Annotated in this window: 1 pseudogene; it reads left to right on the top strand. The window is 59.6% G+C overall.

Going from position 1 to position 381, the window contains the following annotated elements:
- A pseudogene (locus EOB36_RS34200) lies at positions 1–381 on the top strand (acyltransferase); the annotation flags it as partial.

The raw sequence follows: 381 nt of genomic DNA, 5'->3' as shown, positions 1-381 counted from the left end.
AAAAATTCTTCAAACGCCGCTTCTCCCGCATCTATCCGGCTCTTCTGGTCTTCGTAGTCGTCGCGATGATCGCGCTCTCCGGCACGTTCCTCGCCTTCAAATGGAAGGCCGCGCTGACGGCGCTGACATTCACCTACAATTATGCCGGCATTCTCGTGGCTCGGGCAGGGGCGCTCGACCATATCTGGTCGCTCTGCATCGAGGAGCACGCCTACATCATCCTGGCGCTGATCAGCGTCATCGTCTCAAGTCGCTCTCGCGTGGTCGTGCTGCTCCTGGCGCTGGCCTTGCTGGCCATGGCCAATGGCGCGGTTTCGTACTGGGTCTTCGGGATGGACTACGAAACCACTTATTGGCGCACCGACGTGCACATCGCGTCGA

This window comes from Mesorhizobium sp. M6A.T.Cr.TU.017.01.1.1 (assembly GCF_004023115.1).
GTDB lineage: Bacteria > Pseudomonadota > Alphaproteobacteria > Rhizobiales > Rhizobiaceae > Mesorhizobium > Mesorhizobium mediterraneum.
Note: the sequence above shows the minus strand (reverse complement) of the source record. Positions and strands in the feature narration are given on the sequence as shown.